This is a genomic window from Streptomyces sp. NPDC058665 (assembly GCF_042714995.1).
GTDB lineage: Bacteria > Actinomycetota > Actinomycetes > Streptomycetales > Streptomycetaceae > Streptomyces.
This window is the reverse complement of record NZ_JBHXRX010000056.1, coordinates 1-18,065: the sequence shown is the minus strand read 5'-3', so window position 1 is coordinate 18,065 and position 18,065 is coordinate 1. Positions and strand designations below refer to the sequence as shown.

Sequence of the window (18,065 nt, the reverse complement as noted above, 5' to 3'; positions counted from 1 at the left end):
CGCCGGGGCGCTGTCATACGGATTCCGGCGGGGCTGCGGGACACCGGGGTACCGCGCCTGACCTAGGGTCTGTCGTTTGGATCTTGCCGTACTCAGCCGTCCGTACCACCCGTACGGAGACTGACCGTCGAGCCCCGCCGTGACTTCGTCACCTCCAGCTGCGTGGGGATCCGGCGGCGGAGGTCGGCGACATGGCTGACTATCCCGACGCTCCGGTCGCGTTCGCGCAGCGAGTCCAGCACGTCCAGGACCTCGTCCAGCGTCTGGTCGTCCAGGCTGCCGAAGCCCTCGTCGATGAAGAGGGTGTCCAGGCGCGCGCCGCCCGCCTCGTCGGTGACGACGTCGGCGAGGCCCAGCGCGAGGGCGAGGGAGACGAAGAACGTCTCACCGCCCGAGAGCGTCGCCGTGTCCCGCGCGCTGCCCGTCCAGGAGTCGACCACATGGAGTCCGAGTCCCGACCGCTTCCCGCCACCGCCTCTCGCGTCGGAGTGGACCAGGGTGTAGCGGCCCGAGGACATGCGCAGCAGCCGCGCGGTGGCCGCCGCGGCGACCTGTTCGAGCCGGGCGGCCAGGACGTACGACTCCAAGCGCATCTTGCGGTCGTTGTCGGTGGACGTGCCGGCGGTGAGCGCGGCGAGGCGGGCCACCCGCTCGTACTCCGTACGGAGGGGGCCGAGGCGCCGTACCTCCTCCTCGGCCCGCCGGGACAGCTCGGTCAACTGGGCGCTCCGCCCGCGGGCTTCGTCGAGCGCCGACGACGCGGCGCGCAGCGCCGATTCGGCCGCCTCGCAGGACAGCAGCGCCGCGTCGAGCCCGGCGGGCGGTCGCTCGGCGGCGTCGCGCGCGTCGGACTCCGCGAGCCGGTCGGCGACGGTGGCCGCCTCGGCCTGCCAGTCGTCCATCCGGTGGGTCAGGCCGCGTTGCTCCGCCTCGGACAGCAGCGCCGCCGCTGCCTCGCGCGGGGTGTCGAACCCGGCCCGGAAGGCGGCGTCCGCGAGCCGGTCGTCGCCGTCCTTGAGGCGCTGGGCCGTGGTGTCGAAGTCCCTTACGGCGTCGGCCGCTTCGGCGAGCAGCCGTGCTCTTTCCGCCAGCCGGCCGGCGTGCGCGGCGACGCTGCCGGCGTCGCCCCGGGCGCGGACCAGTTCCGATTCGAGGACGGTCTGTTCGCGGTCGAGCGCTTCGCGCCGTGAGGTACGGGCCGCGACGCGGTTCTCGGCCGACTGCTGTGCGGTGAGCCGGTCCTCGCGCTCGCGTTCGGCGCGGGCGAGCGCCTCGCGGGCCGCGTGCGTGCCGGCGGCGACGCGGTGCGCCTCGGTGTGTTCGCGGCCCAGGCGCTCGGTGAGCGCGGCCAGTTCGGCGACGGTGGATCCGCCGGCCGTGGAGCGGGCCGCCGCGAACTCCTCTCGTACGGAGGCGTGTTCGCGCTCGGCCGCGGCGACCGCCGCCTCGGCGCTTCGGGACGCGGCGAACGCGGCGTCCTCCGCCGCCTGGTCGACCTGGCCGGCGTCGGGGCGGGCGGGTGCCGGATGGTCGGCGGAGCCGCAGACCGCGCACGGTTCGCCCGGCACGAGACCGGCGGCGAGTTCGGCTGCGATGCCGCGCAGCCGGCGCTCGCGCAGGTCGAGCCAGGTCTCCTTGGCGTCGTTCGCGCGCTCGCGGGCGCTGTTGAGGAGGCTCTGGGACGCGGCGGCCCGTGTTTCGAGCGCGTCGCGCGCGCGGGCGGCGTCGAGCTGTCCGCGCGCCGGTTCGAGTTGTCCCGCGAGCTGTTCGGCGCGGGTGGCGGCCTCCTGGGCCGTCTCGACACGTTCCTGGTGGCTCCGGCGAGTGGCGTCCCAGCCGGCGAGCCAGCCCCCGGACTCCGCCAGCAGCTCGTCGTCGGCGCGGGCCTGGCGGTCCAGCTCGGCGCGCTCGCGGCTGATCTCGGCGCTGCGCCGCTCCGCGCCCCGGGCGGCGTCGACGCGGCCCAGCTCCTCGATCATCTTCCGCTCCAGCGCGGAGAGATGGTCGGCGCCGGTGTCGGTGAGTTCGGCGGGGAGGCCGGCGCGCGCCCGGCCGAGGGCGGCGGCGGCCGTACGGTGCGCGCGCTCGGCGTCCTCGCGCAGGGCGAGCGCGGGGGCCACCCGGTCGGCCTTGCGGGCCCGTTCGAGTCGGGCGCACGCCGCCTCGTACTGAGGGCGGCGGGCTTCGAGGGCCTCGGCGCGTCGCTGTCCGTCGGCGAACCTCTGTTGCAGCCTGGCCAGTTCACGTGTCGATTCGAGCAGCCTGCGCGCCGCCGCCTGCCTGCTCTCGGCGCCCGCGAGGGCCGAATCCGCGATGTCTCCGCGCTCGTAGGCCGTGGAGCGGGCGACGGCCGCCCATTCCAGGACGGCGGGGGCGAGGCCCGGATCGCCGGGTTGCTGTGCGGGCAGCGGCTGTTCGACGGCCGCGCCGGACGCCTGGGCGATGCGCTGCGCGACGCCGAGCAGCCGCTCGTCCCCGGCCCTTACCTGCTGTTCGGCGCCCCTGCGCAGCTCGGCGAGCCGGTCCTCCACAGCGGCGAACCGGCGGGTGTCGAAGAGACGGCCGAGCAGCTTGCCCCGCGCCTCGGCGTCGGCGCGCAGGAAGCGCGCGAAGTCGCCCTGGGGCAGGAGGACGACCTGGCAGAACTGCTCCCGGCTCATGCCGAGCAGTTGGCCGATCTCCTCGCCGATCTCCTGGTGGGAGCGGCTCAGCGCGCGCCAGCCGCTGTTCGCGGCGTCGTTGCCCGTGCCGGTGCCCGGGGTGTCGTACTCCCTGAGCAGGCTCTGCGCCTTCTCCGTGGTGACGCCAGTGCCGCGCTTCTTGGGGCGTGTCTGCGCGGGGCGGCGGGTGATCTCCAACCGCCGTCCGCCGAGGGTCAGTTCGAGCTGAACCTCGGTGCAGGTGCCCGCCGGGGCGTGGTCGCTGCGCAGAGAGGCGTCCTTGGCGGCGCCGCCCTTGAGCTGGCGCGCGCCCGGCACGGCGTCGTACAGCGCGTAGCAGACGGCGTCGAGCACGGAGGTCTTCCCCGCGCCGGTCGCGCCGTGCAGCAAGAAGATCCCCGCGGCGCAGAGCGTGTCGAAATCGACCTCCTGGGTGTCGGCGAAGGGGCCGAAGGCGGTGATGCTCAGCCGGTGGAGTCTCATCCGGTCACCTCGCGTACGGCGTTCTCGACCCGTACGTGGTCGAAGGCGCCGCGCAGCACGGTCCGTTCCCGGTCGTCGGGCCCGGCGCCGCCGCGTACGTGCGCCACGAAGTCCTCGGCGATCTCCTGGTCGCTGCGGCCTTCGAGACGCCGCGCGTAGGACGCGACGACGTCCTCTTCGCCCCGGTCGGGGTCGAAGACGAGGCTGAGGGTGTGCGGGAAGCGTTCCACGAGGCGTGCCATGGGCTCAGCGGGACGCACGGGGTCGGTGAGGGTCGCCTCGATCCAGGCCTGTTCATGGCGAGTGAGCGCCGGGTCGTCGAGGAGGCCGGCGAGGGGGCCGCGGAGGCGGGCGAGGGGGCGGGGCACGGGGCAGTCGATCCGTTCGGCGTCGATCTCACCGGCGGGGCCGAGGTCCACGAGCCACATGGTCTTGCGGTGGTCGGTCTCGGAGAAGGAGTACGCGAGGGGTGAACCTGAGTAGCGGACGCGCTCGGTGAGGGTCTGTGAGCCGTGCAGATGGCCGAGGGCCACGTAGTCCACGCCGTCGAACGTGCCGGCGGGCACGGCGGACACTCCGCCGACGGTGATGTCGCGCTCGCTGTCGCTGGCGGCGCCGCCTGCCACGAAGGCATGCGCGAGGACGACGGAGCGGGTGCCCTGCGGGCGGGCGGCGAGGTCGGCCCGTACACGGTCGAGCGCCGCCGCGAGGACCGCCTCGTGTCCGGCCTTGGCCGCCTTGAACTCCTCGCGGACCAGGGCCGGTTCGAGATACGGCAGTCCGTAGAAGGCCACGTCGCCGTGGGCGTCGGGGAGTACGACGGGGGTGGCGCAGCGGGCCGGGTCGGTGCGCAGATGGATACCCGCGTGGTCGATGAGTCCGGCGCCGACGCCGAGGCGGCGGGCCGAGTCATGGTTCCCGGAGATCATCACCGTCGGCACCCGCGCCTCGGCGAGCCGGTGCAGGGCGCGGTCGAAGAGCTCGACGGCGGAGAGCGGCGGCACCGCCCGGTCGTACACGTCGCCCGCCACGAGGACCGCGTCGACCTCCCGCGTCAGCGCGGTCGCCACGAGATGGTCGAGGAACGCCGCCTGTGCGTCGAGAAGGCTGACCCGGTGGAAGGACCGTCCCAGGTGCCAGTCCGACGTGTGCAGGAATCTCATGATCCTTGAGAGTAACGGTGGGGTCGGACATCACGGGTGGCTTCAGGCATCACACGTCGCCGTACGCCTCACCGCCCAGCGCCAGAAGGGCGGTTCCGGCGGTGGTGTCGGCGAGCCAGGTCCGGAAGTCCTCGACGTCGGCGTCGGGCAGCCCTATCCCTATGGTCACTATCTCCGCGTACCGCACGTCGCGTACGGCGCGGCCGGTGGCCCGGAGTTCGTTCTCCAGTTTTCCGGCCCGGTGGTGGTCGACGATGATCGTGGCCAGCCGGTAGCGCCGGCGGGTCACGGTGCCGACGGCGTCGAGGGCTTCGCCGACGGCGCCCCCGTACGCGCGGATCAGCCCTCCGGCGCCGAGCTTGACGCCTCCGTAGTAGCGGGTGACGACGGCGGCCACGTAACGCACGTCCCTGCGCATCAGCATCTGCAGCATGGGCGCACCGGCCGTGCCGCCCGGCTCCCCGTCGTCGCTCGCCCTCTGTACGGAGGCGTCGGCGCCGATCACGTAGGCGAAGCAGTTGTGTGTGGCGGTGGGATGCTCACGGCGTACGCCGGCGACGAAGTCCTGCGCCTCCGCCTCGGTGGTCGCGGGCGCGAGCGCGCAGATGAAGCGCGACCGGTTGACCTCGGTCTCATGGATACCCCGTCGGGCGACGGTCCGGTACTGCTCATGCATCGAGCCACCCTAGGCTCTCCGGCCCCGGTCCGGGTACGGCGGGGGAATTGCGGGGCCGTGCTCCCGGTTGTCTCGTGCATGTATGCAGACGATGAGACGATCCGCAGGATCCTGACCTCCACGGGCGACACGTGGGCGGTGGTGGGCCTCTCGGGCAACCAGTCACGGGCGGCGTACGGCGTGGCGGCGGTGCTCAAGCGCTTCGGCAAACGCGTGATCCCGGTCCACCCCAAGGCGGAACCGGTCCACGGCGAGAAGGGCTACGCGTCTCTGGCGGAGATCCCGTTCCCGGTCGACGTGGTGGACGTGTTCGTCAACAGCGAACTGGCGGGCCCGGTGGCGGACGAGGCGGTCACGATCGGCGCGAAGGCGGTCTGGTTCCAACTGGGAGTGATCGACGACGCGGCATACACCCGCACCCGCGAGGCGGGCCTCGACATGGTGATGGACCGCTGCCCGGCGATCGAGATCCCTCTGCTCTGAGCGGCCCGGGTGACGCCCGCACCTCCACACTTCTACGACGCGGAGCTCGTTGTGTCGTCGACCGTGGGGTCCAGGACCTGGCTGTTCACCTGGTCGTTGGTCATCGCACCGGTCCAGATCCGCAGCTGTTCGAGGGCGCCGGGTAGGTAGTGGCCGGTGGCACCACCTCGCGTGCCACGGCCTGCGGCAAGTTCACCGCTACCCTGTTGGACAGCGTCGAAGCCGGGGGAGGTGGAGCTGGCGATGTAGGTCGATCCGACGTAGAGGTGCAGTGTTCCCAGCCCCTCCCGTGTCTGGGACGGGTCCCCTGGGTCAGTGATCTCGAAGGGGTCCTGAGCGTCGAAGACCCCCGTCACGTCTGTCCAGGTGTCGACCTCGGCCAGATCCACGGCCGGAGTGATGGCGGCGTGCTTCGTCACCTTGCCCGAGGAGTCGGTGGCGGTGCGGGTGAATTGCCACTGATACGTGTCTTCCACCGGCTTGATGGCCCACAGGGCCCACGACGACTGATCGCCGCTGCGCTGTCCAGCCACCTGCGCCTGGTACCCGACCGGTTTGGCCGCCAGTTTCTGCCCATCCAGCTTGACCCGCGCCGAGACGGTGAAGGAGCCCGACTCGTCCACCACCGGGCCTTGGACCGAGGCGTAACCAGAAGTGCCGTCCAGGGTCAGGGCATTGTCGTCGCCGTCGAGGACGGCGCCCGTCGCGGACAACCGCATCGCCGGATGCGGGTAGGGAGAGACTTCGGCGATAGTGGTGCCGCTGGCTGAGGTCGCATCCCACCGCGCCACCAGCTCGTTGGCCGGTTGACCGTCGTAATGAAGGCGCGCCTCATGGAGGATTTCATCCGCGGTTAGGGCCCGCCGCCACACGGCTGACTCGTCGATACGTCCACGGAAGAAGAATCCACCCTCACCGCGGATGACAGAACGCCCGAACTGCAGCCCACCGAGGGCGCTCCACGGTTTGTAGGTAGCGCCCTGAGCTGCTGCCACAGCGGCCGGCTTCACCGCAGCACCCTGGGGGCGTCCGTTGACATACAACTGCAGCGTGTCGTTGGCCGGATCGGTGTCCGCATGAGTGTCGAAGACTCCGGAGAGATGAGTCCAGACCCGGAGCGGCGGATTGATGGCGTCGGCGTTGAACGTAATGATCACCGGTGTCGCCGAGTCAGCGACCGTATGGCTGAACACCCAGCCCTTCGAGGCGGACGAGTAGTACAGGGCGAACGCCTGCGCCTGGGAACCCGGTGTCGTCATCACCATGCGGCTGGTCGACGCGTCGGTCAGGTAGGCCCAGGTGGAGAACGTCAGGGAGTCCGCGGTGTTGACGGCAGCCGTGCTGGTGGAGGCGTACGCCTGCTGATTGGCGGGGACGGCACTGTCCAGCCACAAGGACTGGTCGGCCTCACCGCGCCGGGCCATCGTCGACCAGCCCGCGCCCGCCGTAAGCAGGTTGGCGTCATGACGGGGACCTACGGTCGCGGTGTCCTTGGCCACCGTCACCCCGGAACCCGCTACACCGTCATCGAAGCGCCAGCGACCCACCTCGCCTTCTGGCAACGCGGTGCGCCGCGAAACGTCCTCGGCCGGCTCACCGGAAGCGGCAGCCCGCTCCGAAGCGCTTGACGCCGACGCCTCCGCGGCGGACGCCGGGGCGGCGGCCGGAAGAGCCACGACAGCACCGCCCACAAGCGACGAGACCACAGCAGTGGTCACCAACCGACGCCATCTGCGACGGCCTTGACCACGTCGGCCATACCCAGCCTCACCCATTTCCCCCACCCCAGCTTCACAGAAGACTCACGGACGCCAGGACCCTAGATGATCACCTATTCACTCCGTCAAGCGTGACCCACATCAGCTCGCGACCCGCAGCGCCCTCCTCGGGAACGCACTGTCACCACACGGAGATTGGAGACATCAACAAGGCGCAATTCGCCGGCATTCAAACCCCCGAGAACAAGAACAACTCATCGAGATCGGAAGAATCCGCAGGAAACGAGAGCCGGAGAATTCACAACGTCAAGAAAAGATAAAAACTGGATATGTGGTGGGTCGTCAGGCAGTAGTGGTGATGCCCAGGCCGTCGATGACCACCACGCCCGGCGGCGTGGCGAACGCCTTCCCCGGGACGATCAGCTTGCCTCGACGACGTCCACTGCCGATCAGGACCCACTCGGTATCCACCACCGCGGCGTCCACGAGGAGGGTCCAGGCGGTGGGGAGGCCGATCGGGGTGATGCCGCCGTATTCCATGCCCGTCTCGCCCGTCGCGGTGTCCATCGGGGCGAACGAGGCCTTGCGGGCGCCCAGTTGCTTGCGTACGACTCCGTTGACATCGACGCGCGTCCGGGACAGGACCAGACAGGCGGCGAGCGTGGACTCGCCGCCGCGCTTGCCCGCGACGACGACGCAGTTGGCCGACCGGTCGAGCAGATCGGCGCCGTGGTGCTCCACGAAGGCGGCGGTGTCCGCGATCTCCGGGTCGGTGTCCACGTAGAGCAGCTGGTCAGCTGGTACATCGCCCTGCCAGGCCCGTACGGCGGCGGCGACGGGCTCCGCGAGCAGGCCGAGGCAGTCGGGGGCAGGTCGGGCGTTGGTGAAGTCTCCGATGGGGGCGCGCATGGGCGTCAAGCTAACAGGCGGGCCGGCGCCGTTCAGCGCGCGGGCGGAATGGAGACCGCCATGGTCATCTCGACCGTCACCGCACCGTCGTTGCGGTAGGTGTGCGGCACGTTCGCCTCGAAGACCGCGGACGATCCCTCGGCGACCGGATGCGATACGCCGTCCACCACAAGGGTCAGTTCGCCCGCGGTGACATGCAGCAATTCCGTCGTGCCCTCCGGGTGCGGGTCGGAGTCACTGTGTTCGCCCGGCATCAGCTTCCAGGACCACAGTTCGAGCGGCCCCCGGGACTCCGTCCCGACCAGCAGCACGGTGGCGCTGCCCGCGTCGGTGGACCACATACGGACTGCCTGGTTGGCGGGTACGACCCTGACCTGCGGGCCCTGCTCGTAGTCGAGGAGCGTGGTGATGCTGATGCCGAGCGCGTCGGCGAGCTTCACCGTCGTGCCGACGCTGGGGTTGGTGCGGGCCTGCTCGATCTGGATGATCATGCCCCGGCTGACGCCCGACCGGGCCGCCAGCGCGTCGAGGGTGAAGGCTCTCTCGCCGCGCCACCGTTTGAGATTGCGGGCGAGTGACTGGGTCAGCTGATCGAGGTCCGACACATTCCGTCCAATATATTCAATGGAAGAGTGCAATGGACTGCACTACGGTGTGGTGCACCAACCGTTCACCACACTGTACTGGCGAGGTTCGCTTCATGACCGCACTGTTCGCGCTGGCCACGTGCCTGCTCTGGGGTCTGGCCGACTTCGGCGGTGGGCTGCTCGCCCGGCGCGTACCCGCCCTGACCGTGGTCGTGGTCTCGCAGTCCATAGCCGCCGTGGTCCTCGGTGCGATCGTCCTCGCGACGGGCGCCTGGACCGAGGCCGGGCCGCTGCTCTGGTACGCGGTCGCCGCCGGGGTCGTCGGCCCCGTCGCCATGCTCGCCTTCTACAAGGCCCTCGCGCTCGGCCCGATGGGCGTCGTGTCGCCGCTCGCCTCGGTCGGCGTGGTCGTACCCGTGGGCGTGGGGCTCGTCGCCGGCGAGCGGCCCGGCCTGCTCCAGGCGGCCGGGATCGGTGTGGCCGTCGTGGGCATCGTGCTGGCCGGCGGGCCCGAGCTGCGCGGAGCGGCGGTCCGGCGCCGGGCCGTCGCGCTGACGCTGGTCGCCGCGTTCGGCTTCGGCGCGGTGATGGCGCTGATCTCGGAGGCGTCGACAACGGTCACCGGCCTGTTCCTGGCGCTCTTCGTGCAGCGCGTCACCAACGTGGGCGTGGGCGGGGCCGCGCTGTACGTGTCGGTACGGCGGGGCGCCCCCGCCCTGCCCGAGGACGGCGGGAGCCGGGTGATCCGGACGGCCCTGCCCGCGCTGGCGTTCGTCGGCCTCGCGGACGTGGCCGCCAACGGGACGTACTCGGTCGCGGCGCAGAACGGTCCCGTGACCGTCGCGGCCGTCCTGGCCTCCCTGTATCCGGTGATCACCGCCCTGGCCGCGCGCGGTGTCCTGAAGGAGAGGCTGCGCGCGATCCAGGCGACGGGGGCCGGGCTCGCGCTCGTCGGCACCGTCCTGCTGGCGGCCGGCTGACCCGTCCGTACGACGCCCGCGTACAACGGGAGCGCGTCCGTCAGGACCGGTCAGGATCCAGCTCGGACAGCGCCAGCAGTTGCTCCGGAGTGACACCCTCCGGGATCGGCACAGGCGCGGGCGTACGCAAGGGCGGCTGCCAGCCCCGCTCCTCGTCCCAGCTCCGTACGACCCGCGCCGGCGCCCCCGCCACCACGCAGTGGTCGGGCACCTCACCCCGTACGACCGCTCCCGCCGCGACCACCACGTTGCGCCCCAGCCTGGCCCCCGGAAGAATCACCGCGCCGGTGCCCAGCCAGCAGCCCGGCCCCACCGAGACCGGTTCCGTGCGGGGCCACTGCTTGCCGACGGGCACCCGCGGATCGTCGTAACTGTGGTTGGTCGACGTGATGTAGACGTACGGGCCGCAGTAGGTGTCCGAGCCTATGGTCACCGCCGTGTCGGCGATGACATGGCTGCCACGGCCGAGGACGACACCGTCGCCGAACCGCAGGATCGGCTCCGCGCCCAGGTCGAGGCCGGGCATCATCCCCGCGGTCAGGGTGACGTGTTCACCTATGACGCAGTGGTCGCCCAGCTCGATCCACGCCTCACCGAAGACGGTGCCCTGCGGGAAGGCGAGCCGGGTCCCGGTACCGATCCGGCGGAAGCGCAGCCTGCCCGGATGCTCCGCGCTGACCGCGCCCGCCTCCTGGACCCACCGCCAGCCGCGCTGGACCGCGCGCGAGACAAGCCGACGGCGCCAGGCGCTCAGCGAGGAGAACGGGTTTCGGCTCTTGGACACCCGCCCACGGTATCGGCGGGGTGGGGGCGGGTCGGCGCCCCCCCGCTGTGACGTTCACCCCACGGCTCCGCTGCCCCTCCCCGCGCGTTCCCCCCGAGCGCCCCCTCGCGCGCATATCACCACGACTCGGCTTCCACCAGGGCGAGTTCGCGGAGTATTCCCTCTATTGGTGTTCGCCGCCCGGGGGTGGTCCTTCCACCGTGTACAACAAGTGTGAACGCCACGCATAGCCCGGAAAATCACTGTTACAGTCATCACCGTTCCAGTCCGTGACTGGCGCCTCCCACCATGGCCGACGTGCGCCGATCGGCTGGTCTGTTCCCCCTCCCGCACTCGAATACCGAGGGAACCGCGGAATGTCAGTGCCCGTCACACCGAGCCCCCATCGCATAGCCGAAACGCGCCGCCTGTCGCTCGCCGGGCCGCCCGCCCTGCTGCTCCTGGCCGCAGTGGCGGCCGGAGGCGCCGCCGCGACCGCCCCGGCAGGCGCACGCGGTTGGGCGGTGACGACGCTCGTCGTCGCCTGGGTGGTCCTCGCCTCCGTCGTCGTCGGCGCCGTGCTGACGCTGCGCCGACACCGCCGCGGATCGGCGAAGGCCGGCGCCGAGATCCAGGCGCTCCACGCACAACTGGCGAGGAACAGCGCCGAGTCGGCCCATCTGGTGAACGTCACACTCCCCACCGTGGTCAAACGGCTCCACGAGGGGGCGAGCGCCGAGGAGACGCTCGCCGCCGTTCCTCCGCCGTCCGACCCTCAACTCCAGCGATTCCTGCGGGCATTCGCCGACGAGGTGGCGCTCGGCGAGCACCGCGCCGCCGCCGCGATCGCCGACCACGAGACGGCGGTGACCGAGCTCGGCCTGATCGCCGACGATCTGGACCTCCTGTCGACGGTGACGTTGCCCACCGCGCTCGGCGGCCTGCGCCAGGGCCGGGGCGCCGACGCCGTACTGGCCGATCTGAAGCGGCCGTCCGATCCCCGGCTCCGGGTCCTGACCGACACGGTCGTACGGGACTTCGCCATCAGCGAGCGGCGCGGCTCGGCCGCCCAGGCGGCCAGCGCCAAGGCCCTGAGCCGGGTGCAGGCCAAGGCCGTAAGCATGCTCGCCGACCTGCGCGAGATGCAGGAACGTCACGGCGAGGAGGTCTTCGGTGATCTCCTGAAGCTCGATCACAACACCTCGCAGCTCGGCCTGATGACCGACCGGCTCGCGCTGCTGATGGGCGGCCGGGCGAGCCGCGCCTGGAACAAGCCGATCGGCATGGAGAGCATCCTGCGCGGCGCCGTCGGCCGGATCGCGGCGTATCAGCGCGTACGGCTCCACTGTTCGAGCACCGCGGCCGTCGCCGGATTCGCCGCCGAGGGCGTGATGCATCTGCTGGCCGAACTGATGGACAACGCCGCGAACTTCTCCCCGCCGATCGACGAGGTCCATGTCTACGTCGAGGAGCGCTCCGCGGGCATCGTGGTGACCATCGAGGACAGCGGCCTGAAGATGGCCGACGCCGCGATGCGGCGCGCCGAGGAGTCGGTGTCGGGACGCGCCAACGACCTCGCGTCCCTCCAGGGCACCCGCCTGGGCCTGGCCGTCGTGGGACGACTCGCGGCCAAGTACCACCTGAGCGTCAACTTCCGCCCCTCCTCACGTGGCGGCACCGGCGTCGTCGTGCTCTTCCCGCCGCAGATCCTCGCCCAGCGGCCGAGCGCCGCGTCCGACCCGCGGGGCCGGCACGCCGCGCCCGTCCCGGCGGTCACGGTCACCGAGCCGACCGTCACACCCCCGTCGGTGCCGCTGCCCACGGTGCTGCCGTCGCCCACCCCGCCGCCCGGCGGCCCCAGGGTGGCGACGCCGGGCGGACTGCCCGTACGGCCCCCCGGACGCACCATGGCGGCGGCCGACCGCGACAGGACATCCACGGGCGACACCGGACGTCCTCGGAAGGGCGCGGCGCCCGGGGCCACGCCGCCCGGCCGCGACGCCGGATCACAGTTCGGCGCCTTCCACCGCTCCCAGCTTCCTGTGAACGACGCCTCCGAGGAGCCTGAGCCGAAGGCCGGCGACACCTCCTGACGGTGCTTTTCGTCCCGTACGGCGCCGGAGGTACGGGAACAGCCGGCGCCCACCCCTGTCAGCGAACGTGAACGACGTGAGATTGGAGGCACGGGCCGGTGATCCGCCCCCCGGCGGATCCCGCCCCACGCAACCCATGCCAACGACCGACAACAGCCTGACCTGGCTCCTGGAGAACCTGCTGGAGCGCACTCCGGGCACCCGGCACGCATTGGTGCTCTCCCGCGACGGGCTCAAGCTCTGCTGGAGCCGCCACCTCACGCTCGACCAGGCCGACCAGCTCGCGGCGATCTGCTCCGGCATCCAGGCGCTCGCACAGGGCGCCTCTGTCGAGTTCGGCAACGGCGCCGGCGGCGTACGCCACTCGATGACAGAGTTCCACGGCGGTCTGCTCTTCATCGTGTCGGCCGGCGACGGCGCGCATCTCGCCGTCGTCGCCGAGGACGGCGCGGACCCGGGCGGGGTGGGCCACCAGATGACGGAGCTGGTCGACCAGATCGGCGAGCATCTGAGGGCCGAACCCCGGAGCCCGGTGTCCCCCGAGGCCGCCCCGTCATGACCCGCAAGCCCGTCGACACCGGGGATCCCGACCGGCTGTACACGGTCACCGGTGGCCGCAGCCGTGCCGATCACGACGCGTTCGACCTGGTCACACTGATCGTCAGCGAGTGTGCGCCGACCCAGGGAACGCAGTCGGAGCACCGGGCGATTCTCGAACTGTGCCAGCACCCGACGGCGGTCGTGGAGATCTCGGCCGAGCTGAGACTGCCGGTGACCGTCGTACGGATCCTGCTCGGCGACCTCCAGGCGACGGGCCGGATCACCGCCCGCCATCCGCGCGCGGCGCGGTCCGCCTCCGCCCTTCCCGACCCGGCCCTTCTGAAGGAGGTGCTCCATGGACTCCGTAACCTCTGAGCTGCCCGCCCGAACCCCGCTGTCCGACGCCGCCGAGACCGGACTGAAGATCGTGATCGTGGGTGGTTTCGGGGTCGGCAAGACGACCCTCGTCCGGTCGGTGAGTGAGATCCGTCCGCTCAACACCGAGGAGCTGATGACACAGGCCGGCATCGGTGTCGACGAGACCGACGGACTCACCACGAAGACCACGACGACGGTCGCCTTCGATTTCGGCCGGATCAGCCTCAGCGACCAGATGGTGCTCTATCTGTTCGGCGCACCCGGCCAGGAGCGGTTCTGGTTCCTGTGGGACCGGCTCTTCTCGGGCACCCTGGGCGCGGTCGTCCTGGTCGACACCCGGCGGATGAGCGACTCCTGGTACGCGATCGACCGGCTGGAGCATCACAAGACGCCGTTCGTGGTCGCGGTCAACCGTTTCGACAACGACGTCTCCGCGTTCTCGCTGGACGAGATCCGGCAGGCGCTGTCGTTGCCCGAGCACGTCCCGCTGATCGACTGCGACGCGCGGGTCCGCTCGTCCGGCAAGAACGTCCTGATCGCCCTCGTCGACCACCTCTACGAGCTGGCGATGGAACGGGAGTTGACGCCATGACCGATCCACATACCCTCGATACCGAGGCCCTTGACGTACCGGGCGCGCCCCCGCAGGCACAGCCGCCGCCCGGCTGCCCCGCCGCACATCCCGATTCGGTGCCGCTGAGCGGTCTCGAATACCAGCAGACTCCGTCGCAGCTGTACCGCAGCCTGCGCCGTGATCACGGCCCGGTCGCCCCCGTCCTGCTGGACGGTGGCGTCCCGGCGTGGCTGGTCCTCGGCTACTCCGAGGTCAGCTATGTCACCAGCCATGACGAACTGTTCGCCAGAGACTCGCGCCGCTGGAACCAGTGGGCGGCGATCCCCGCCGACTGGCCTCTGCTGCCGTTCGTCGGCTACCAGCCGTCCGTGCTGTTCACCGAGGGCACCGAGCACCAGCGGCGGGCCGGCGTCATCACCGAGGCCCTCGAAGCGGTCGACCAGTTCGAACTCGCTCACGACTGCCGGCAGATCGCCGAGCAGTTGATCGACGCGTTCGCGGGCACCGGGAACGCCGAACTGATGGCCGCCTACGCCCACGCGCTCCCGATGCGGGCGGCCGTCCAGATGTGCGGCATGCCCGCGGGCAGCGCCGACACCGAGGAGCTCGTACGCGATCTTCGTGTGTCGCTGGACGCGTCGGAGGGCGACGACCCGGTCTCGGCGTACGTACGGGTACAGGAACGGATCCAGCGGTTGGTGCGGGACAAGCGGGACCGGCCGGGCTCCGACGTCACCTCACGGATGCTGGGGCATCCTGCGGGTCTGACGGACGAGGAGATCGTGCAGGATCTGATCTCCGTGATCGCGGCGGCGCAGCAGCCGACGGCCAACTGGATCTGCAACACGCTGCGTCTGCTGCTGACCGACGACCGGTTCGCGCTCAACGTGTCGGGCGGGCGGCTGAGTGTCGGGCAGGCACTCAACGAGGTGCTGTGGCTGGACACTCCGACTCAGAATTTCATCGGCCGGTGGGCGGTCCGCGACACGCAGTTGGGCGGCCGGCACATCAGGGCCGGCGACTGTCTGGTCCTGGGGCTCGCGGCGGCCAACACCGATCCGCAGATCTGGCCGGAGGGTCATATCGGCGCCGAGAACTCGGCGCATCTGTCCTTCGGCAACGGCGAGCACCGGTGTCCGTATCCGGCGCCTCTGCTGGCCGACGTCATCGCCCGTACAGCGGTCGAGACGCTGCTGGAGCGGCTGCCGGATGTCGTACTGGCGGTGGAGCCGGGCGAGTTGAGGTGGCGTCCGTCGATCTGGATGCGCGGTCTGACGGCGCTGCCGGTGGAGTTCACGCCGGTCGCGCGGTGAGCGTCGGCGCCGGTCCCGTTCGCCGGACGGGCGCCGCTGGGCTCTTCCGGCGAACGCGCGGTGAGGTCAGCTCTCGGCAGGGGTGAACTCCACCGGCAGTGACCTCGGGCCCCGTGTGAACACCCCCTGCTCCACGGGGTCGAACCCCTCCGCCAGCCGCAATCCGGGCATGGCGTCGAGCAGTTGCCCCACTCCTGCCCGTACCTCGGCCTTGGCCAGCAGCGCGCCGACGCAGAAGTGCCGCCCGAGCGCGAACGCCAAGTGGTCGGCGGCGGCCGAGAACGCGGTCGTCGTGGTCAGGTCGTCCCGGAAGATGTTGAAGGTGTCCGGCTCGGTGTAGCGGTCACCGTCCCTGTTGGCGGCGCCTATGAGGCAGGTGACAGTGGCGCCGGCGGGTATGGTGCCGCCGCTGAGCGTGACCTCCTCGGCGGTCTGCCGCATGATCATTTGCACCGGCGGTGTATACCGCAGAGTCTCGGCGAACGCCCGGTCTATCAGGCTCCGGTCCTCCTGTACGGCGGCGAGCTGTTCCGGGTGAGCGAGTAGATTCGCGAAGATCGAGGCGATGGCCTTGTCGGTGGTCTCGCCGCCCGCCGCGAGCAGCAGGCTGCAGAACGCCTTGATGTCCTCGTCGCTCATCCGCACTCCGTCGACCTCGGCGGCGCACAGCGTGGACAGCAGGTCGTCGCCCAGCTTCTCCCTGCGGGCCTGGATGATCGGGATCATGTACTCGGCGAACTCGATCCGGGTCCGTTCACCCGCGGCGGCCACCTCGGGATCGCCGGCGAGATTGCCGAGGAAGGCGATGACGGTGGTGTACCAACCGTGGAACCGCGCGTGGTCGGCCTGGTCGAGCCCCAGCATCTCGGCGATGACATTGACGGGGAAGCGGGTGGCGAAGGCGTCCACCAGGTCGACGCTTCCGGTGTGCCGGAAGGTGTCGATGAGCCGGCGGGCGTTGTTCTCGATGACCGGCAGGAACTTCTCCTCCAGGTCGCTGCCCCGGAAGGCGGGGGCGACGAGGGCGCGGCGTACGGCGTGCTCGCGGCCGCTCAGCTGGAGGATCGTCTTCCCGTGCACGGGCTCGATCTGCCAGTGGTAGTTCTCGGTGGTGAACGCCGACGCCTTGTCCTTGAAGGCCCGTTCCACGTCCTCGTACCGCGATATGAGGTAGCTGTTGGTGGCCTCGTGCCAGATCAGCGGCGCGCTCTCGCGCATCTGGCGGTAGGCGGGGTACGGATCCTCCGCGAACTCCGCCGATAGAATGTCGGGGACCTGCTGTGCGGTGGGCATGGAGCTCCCTCGGTCAAAACGACGGCAACATTCAACTTGCACCAGGTTATTGATCGCCTGTCGGTTCGGACAAGGCACGTCCTGGCCGAAGGCGGAGGAGACGGCATGACGGAGCGGCCACTGATCGCGGGTGTGGGCGGCACGGAGCCCGAGATCGATCCGACGGCGTTCGTGGCGCCGACGGCCGTGGTGCTGGGCGAGGTCACCATGGCGCCCGGTTCGAGCGTCTGGTACCACACGGTGCTGCGGGCCGACGGAGGCCCGATCGTCATCGGGGCCGACACCAACATCCAGGACAACTGCACGGTGCATGTCGACATCGGCTCCCCCGTCACACTCGGCGCGCGTGTCTCGGTGGGTCACAACGCGGTCCTGCACGGCTGCACCGTGGAGGACGACGTACTGGTCGGCATGGGCGCGGCCGTGCTCAACGGGGCGTACATCGGGGCCGGTTCACTGGTCGCGGCCCAGGCGCTCGTCCCGAAGGGCATGCGCGTACCGCCGGGTTCGCTGGTGGCCGGGGTGCCCGCGAAGGTGAAGCGGGAGCTGACCGACGAGGAACGCGAGGGCATCAAGCTCAACGCGGCGGTCTATCTGGACCTGGCCGAGCGCCATCGGGCGGCGCACGAGGGCTGACCGCCCGGCCGTCGGCCGTCGGTCGGCGGTGGCCGTCAGTCGGTCGGCGGCCGTCAGTCGGTGGCGGGTACGGGCTCCGGGTCGAGCGTGCCCGGCGCGTCCTTGGCCGAGGGCTGCGCGGCGGCCTGCGCCGAGGCCTTCTTGGCCCGGTTCTTGATGACGAGCATCGAGGTGATGCCGATGAGTACGGCGAGTACGAGGCCCAGCCAGGAGAAGCGCTTCAGCCACGCCTCGGCGACGACACCCACCGAGTAGATGACGGCGGTCGTGCCACCGGCCCAGAGGATCCCGCCCAGGACGTTGGCGATGAGGAACTTCCAGTACGGCATGCGCAGCACACCCGCGAGCGGCCCTGCGAAGATCCGCAGCAGTGCGACGAAGCGGCCGAAGAAGACGGCCCACATGCCCCACTTCTGGAACGACCGCTCGGCCAGGGCGATCTGCGGCTCGCCGAAGTGGCTCGGGAACTTCCTCCCCAGCCACGCGAGCAGGGGACGGCCGCCCCTGCGGCCGATGGCGTAGCCGATCGAGTCACCGATGATCGCGCCGGCGGTCGCGCACGCGCCGAGGATGTACGGGTTGATGTCACCGTGCTGCGAGGCCAGCAGCGCCGAGCTGACGAGGACGATCTCGCCCGGCAGCGGGATGCCGAGGCTTTCGAGCCCGATCACGACGCCGACCAGGATGTAGACGCTGATCGCGGGTACGGTCTCCAGCCACTCCTGGACGTGCAAGACCGGTTCCTTCCGTGTCGGATGTGCCGCTGCGGGATGAGCGCGGGCGGAATGTGCCGCTGCCCGGCGAGCGCCTGGAAGG

At 70.8% G+C, this 18,065-nt stretch carries 17 protein-coding genes; 8 read left to right on the top strand and 9 right to left on the bottom strand.

All coding sequences use genetic code 11. From position 1 onward, the window contains the following. Positions 1 to 92: 92 nt before the first annotated feature. Genes ACFWV8_RS29245 through ACFWV8_RS29235 form a run of 3 tightly spaced genes read right to left on the bottom strand, consistent with a single transcriptional unit; the run spans position 93 to position 4,982 of the window. Positions 93 to 3,143, bottom strand: a complete 3,051-nt coding sequence (locus ACFWV8_RS29245; protein ID WP_384210404.1) for an AAA family ATPase — start codon at positions 3,141 to 3,143, stop codon at positions 93 to 95. Next, on the bottom strand, positions 3,140 to 4,306 hold the full coding sequence (locus ACFWV8_RS29240) for an exonuclease SbcCD subunit D (protein WP_384210401.1): 1,167 nt from the start codon (positions 4,304 to 4,306) through the stop codon (positions 3,140 to 3,142). Before ACFWV8_RS29240 ends, ACFWV8_RS29245 begins: the two co-directional genes overlap by 4 nt. Before the next feature lie 49 nt (positions 4,307 to 4,355). After that, positions 4,356 to 4,982, bottom strand: a complete 627-nt coding sequence (locus ACFWV8_RS29235; RefSeq protein WP_384210398.1) for a YigZ family protein — start codon at positions 4,980 to 4,982, stop codon at positions 4,356 to 4,358. Positions 4,983 to 5,060: 78 nt separating this feature from the next. Here ACFWV8_RS29235 and ACFWV8_RS29230 point away from each other — a divergent pair, with 78 nt between their 5' ends. Then, entirely contained in the window at positions 5,061 to 5,465 is a 405-nt protein-coding gene (locus ACFWV8_RS29230) for a CoA-binding protein (protein WP_384210395.1), read from the top strand. A 32-nt stretch (positions 5,466 to 5,497) separates the two neighbouring features. On the opposite strand, the gene ACFWV8_RS29225 is transcribed toward ACFWV8_RS29230, so the two are convergent. The 3 genes from ACFWV8_RS29225 to ACFWV8_RS29215 all read right to left on the bottom strand — a co-directional run bounded on the left by ACFWV8_RS29225 (position 5,498) and on the right by ACFWV8_RS29215 (position 8,697). After that, complete coding sequence (locus tag ACFWV8_RS29225) at positions 5,498 to 7,183, bottom strand: LamG domain-containing protein (RefSeq protein WP_384210392.1); 1,686 nt, start codon at positions 7,181 to 7,183, stop codon at positions 5,498 to 5,500. Positions 7,184 to 7,525: 342 nt separating this feature from the next. Next, complete coding sequence (locus ACFWV8_RS29220; RefSeq protein WP_384210389.1) at positions 7,526 to 8,092, bottom strand: YbaK/EbsC family protein; 567 nt, start codon at positions 8,090 to 8,092, stop codon at positions 7,526 to 7,528. Positions 8,093 to 8,124: 32 nt separating this feature from the next. Then, positions 8,125 to 8,697 carry a helix-turn-helix domain-containing protein gene (locus ACFWV8_RS29215; RefSeq protein WP_384210385.1) on the bottom strand — a complete coding sequence of 191 codons (573 nt, stop codon included), beginning with the start codon at positions 8,695 to 8,697 and terminating at the stop codon, positions 8,125 to 8,127. A gap of 95 nt (positions 8,698 to 8,792) precedes the next feature. On the opposite strand from ACFWV8_RS29215, the gene ACFWV8_RS29210 reads away from it, so the two are divergent. Further along, entirely contained in the window at positions 8,793 to 9,659 is an 867-nt protein-coding gene (locus ACFWV8_RS29210; RefSeq protein ID WP_384210382.1) for an EamA family transporter, read from the top strand. Between the two features lie 40 nt (positions 9,660 to 9,699). Here ACFWV8_RS29210 and ACFWV8_RS29205 read toward each other — a convergent pair whose 3' ends face one another. Beyond that, positions 9,700 to 10,443, bottom strand: coding sequence for an acyltransferase (locus ACFWV8_RS29205; RefSeq protein WP_384210374.1), 744 nt, complete (start codon positions 10,441 to 10,443; stop codon positions 9,700 to 9,702). Positions 10,444 to 10,799: 356 nt separating this feature from the next. Between ACFWV8_RS29205 and ACFWV8_RS29200 the strand changes: the two genes are divergently transcribed. The 5 genes from ACFWV8_RS29200 to ACFWV8_RS29180 all read left to right on the top strand — a co-directional run bounded on the left by ACFWV8_RS29200 (position 10,800) and on the right by ACFWV8_RS29180 (position 15,320). Then, the gene (locus ACFWV8_RS29200; RefSeq protein WP_384210369.1) at positions 10,800 to 12,515 is read left to right on the top strand and encodes a sensor histidine kinase; all 1,716 of its coding nucleotides are present in this window, start codon (positions 10,800 to 10,802) and stop codon (positions 12,513 to 12,515) included. A 136-nt stretch (positions 12,516 to 12,651) separates the two neighbouring features. Beyond that, a complete protein-coding gene (locus ACFWV8_RS29195) occupies positions 12,652 to 13,074 on the top strand; it encodes a roadblock/LC7 domain-containing protein (protein ID WP_384210362.1) in 423 nt (140 codons plus the stop codon). Next, positions 13,071 to 13,430, top strand: a complete 360-nt coding sequence (locus ACFWV8_RS29190) for a DUF742 domain-containing protein (protein ID WP_329390717.1) — start codon at positions 13,071 to 13,073, stop codon at positions 13,428 to 13,430. The genes ACFWV8_RS29195 and ACFWV8_RS29190 overlap by 4 nt, the downstream gene beginning before the upstream one ends. Then, the gene (locus ACFWV8_RS29185) at positions 13,411 to 14,025 is read left to right on the top strand and encodes an ATP/GTP-binding protein (RefSeq protein WP_329390715.1); all 615 of its coding nucleotides are present in this window, start codon (positions 13,411 to 13,413) and stop codon (positions 14,023 to 14,025) included. Before ACFWV8_RS29190 ends, ACFWV8_RS29185 begins: the two co-directional genes overlap by 20 nt. Further along, a complete protein-coding gene (locus tag ACFWV8_RS29180) occupies positions 14,022 to 15,320 on the top strand; it encodes a cytochrome P450 (protein WP_384210348.1) in 1,299 nt (432 codons plus the stop codon). The genes ACFWV8_RS29185 and ACFWV8_RS29180 overlap by 4 nt, the downstream gene beginning before the upstream one ends. A gap of 66 nt (positions 15,321 to 15,386) precedes the next feature. On the opposite strand, the gene ACFWV8_RS29175 is transcribed toward ACFWV8_RS29180, so the two are convergent. Then, a complete protein-coding gene (locus ACFWV8_RS29175) occupies positions 15,387 to 16,613 on the bottom strand; it encodes a cytochrome P450 (protein WP_384210341.1) in 1,227 nt (408 codons plus the stop codon). Positions 16,614 to 16,718: 105 nt separating this feature from the next. Between ACFWV8_RS29175 and ACFWV8_RS29170 the strand changes: the two genes are divergently transcribed. Further along, positions 16,719 to 17,249, top strand: coding sequence for a gamma carbonic anhydrase family protein (locus ACFWV8_RS29170; protein ID WP_384210334.1), 531 nt, complete (start codon positions 16,719 to 16,721; stop codon positions 17,247 to 17,249). Positions 17,250 to 17,302: 53 nt separating this feature from the next. Here the strand turns inward: ACFWV8_RS29170 and ACFWV8_RS29165 are convergent, their stop codons facing one another. Beyond that, on the bottom strand, positions 17,303 to 17,983 hold the full coding sequence (locus tag ACFWV8_RS29165; RefSeq protein ID WP_384210328.1) for a DedA family protein: 681 nt from the start codon (positions 17,981 to 17,983) through the stop codon (positions 17,303 to 17,305). Between the last annotated feature and the right edge of the window lie 82 nt (positions 17,984 to 18,065).

Bases quoted from the DNA above. Each gene is read 5' to 3' on its own strand.
- ACFWV8_RS29245 (WP_384210404.1), bottom strand. From the start codon at position 3,143: ATGAGACTCCACCGGCTGAGCATCACCGCCTTCGGCCCCTTCGCCGAC.
- ACFWV8_RS29190 (WP_329390717.1), top strand. From the start codon at position 13,071: ATGACCCGCAAGCCCGTCGACACCGGGGATCCCGACCGGCTGTACACG.
- ACFWV8_RS29220 (WP_384210389.1), bottom strand. From the start codon at position 8,092: ATGCGCGCCCCCATCGGAGACTTCACCAACGCCCGACCTGCCCCCGAC.
- ACFWV8_RS29195 (WP_384210362.1), top strand. From the start codon at position 12,652: ATGCCAACGACCGACAACAGCCTGACCTGGCTCCTGGAGAACCTGCTG.
- ACFWV8_RS29170 (WP_384210334.1), top strand. From the start codon at position 16,719: ATGACGGAGCGGCCACTGATCGCGGGTGTGGGCGGCACGGAGCCCGAG.
- ACFWV8_RS29175 (WP_384210341.1), bottom strand. From the start codon at position 16,613: ATGCCCACCGCACAGCAGGTCCCCGACATTCTATCGGCGGAGTTCGCG.
- ACFWV8_RS29230 (WP_384210395.1), top strand. From the start codon at position 5,061: ATGTATGCAGACGATGAGACGATCCGCAGGATCCTGACCTCCACGGGC.
- ACFWV8_RS29180 (WP_384210348.1), top strand. From the start codon at position 14,022: ATGACCGATCCACATACCCTCGATACCGAGGCCCTTGACGTACCGGGC.
- ACFWV8_RS29235 (WP_384210398.1), bottom strand. From the start codon at position 4,982: ATGCATGAGCAGTACCGGACCGTCGCCCGACGGGGTATCCATGAGACC.
- ACFWV8_RS29200 (WP_384210369.1), top strand. From the start codon at position 10,800: ATGTCAGTGCCCGTCACACCGAGCCCCCATCGCATAGCCGAAACGCGC.
- ACFWV8_RS29240 (WP_384210401.1), bottom strand. From the start codon at position 4,306: ATGAGATTCCTGCACACGTCGGACTGGCACCTGGGACGGTCCTTCCAC.
- ACFWV8_RS29210 (WP_384210382.1), top strand. From the start codon at position 8,793: ATGACCGCACTGTTCGCGCTGGCCACGTGCCTGCTCTGGGGTCTGGCC.
- ACFWV8_RS29185 (WP_329390715.1), top strand. From the start codon at position 13,411: ATGGACTCCGTAACCTCTGAGCTGCCCGCCCGAACCCCGCTGTCCGAC.